This window comes from Citrobacter sp. wls826, assembly GCF_005281245.1.
Taxonomy (GTDB): domain Bacteria; phylum Pseudomonadota; class Gammaproteobacteria; order Enterobacterales; family Enterobacteriaceae; genus Citrobacter; species Citrobacter braakii.
The window spans coordinates 125,804-127,065 of record NZ_SZWS01000018.1 but is presented as its reverse complement, the minus strand read 5'-3'; the positions used below and the strand labels follow the sequence as shown (position 1 = coordinate 127,065).

Below are 1,262 nucleotides of genomic sequence, written 5' to 3'. Positions count from 1 at the left end.
GGCGGCAAAAGTATTGCCGCCGGGCGTCGGGTTATTTCAGTCCTAACGCCGCTTTCATGGTGTAAAACAGGTCGGTTTGATCGGTCAGGCCGACCACATTCGCCGCGTGCGGGCCATAGGCTGCAATTCGCAGCTGGCTGCCGGTGTGCTCCTGAGATTCCTCTTCAGAGTTGCCGTAGCTGATGACCATGACCGCGCCATCTTTGGTGTTCAGCGCCTGGGTCAGACCTGGTGCTTTGGTATCCGGCGCGACAATCTGGCTGGCATGTGCGTGGTCAGCGGTTACCACCACCAGGGTGTTGCCATCTTTCTTCGCAAAGGCAAGCGCGCGCTGTACCGCTTCGTCCAGATCGACCGTTTCACCAATCTGTCCGCACGGGTTGGCGGCATGGTCCTGTTTATCGATTGACGCCCCTTCCACTTGCAGGAAGAAGCCTTTCTCATTTTTGCTTAACAGCTCAATCGCTTTATCCGTCATCTGCGCCAGCGTTGGCACGCTGTCGTCACGCTTTGGATTTGGCGTACAGGTCACAACCGGCTTATCCAGATTGCCATGATAAGACGCTTTCGGACCTTCCCAGCGCACGGGCATATTGCCGTCAGAGAACAGGCCCAGCAGCGGTTTATCCTGATTAGCTTCGGTAATCGCCGCCAGCGTCGCGGTATCACTCACCATCTGATAACCGCGGGCCAGGGCTTGTTCACGCAACGTTTTACCCTGCCACTCGCCTGCCGCAGCGGTTTCCGCAAACGTTTTTGCCCCGCCGCCCAGCGTAACGTCAGCCCGGGCATTCAGTAATTGTTCGGTGATGGACCCTTTACCGCCTTTTTCTAGCGCATTGGTTGGGCATTTTTCACGTGTCACGCCTGGGCCATAGCACTTACGCGAAGTCACATGGGCAACCAGCGCCGCCGGGGTAGCATCCTGCAATTCAGCGGTAGAAACGTTGCCCGTTGCCAGCCCCGCCGCTTTTGCCATTTCAAGAATTGTGGCGTGATCTTTTTCATGAATATCAACGCCCAGCGCGCCATTATAGGTTTTCACACCGGTGGTCCACGCCGTCGCGGATGCCGCAGAATCCGTCACATAATCGGGTTTACCCGTTTTCTTATCCAACGCATAGTGCGTGTATTGTCCGGTCAACGGTAAAGCATCAATCCCTTTAAAAAAGCCGCCTGCGCCTTCGGCATAATTTCGCGCGGCCGTTATTTCTGAGTCACCCATCCCATCGCCAATCAATAAAATAATATTTTTGGCAGGT

General features: G+C 55.4%; 1 protein-coding gene. It reads right to left on the bottom strand.

Going from position 1 to position 1,262, the window contains the following annotated elements; genetic code table 11:
* Nucleotides 1–31 precede the first annotated feature (31 nt).
* Nucleotides 32–1,262, bottom strand: a 1,231-nt coding sequence (gene phoA / locus FDW87_RS03270; protein WP_252362979.1) for an alkaline phosphatase, incomplete at its 5' end; no start/stop codon positions are given.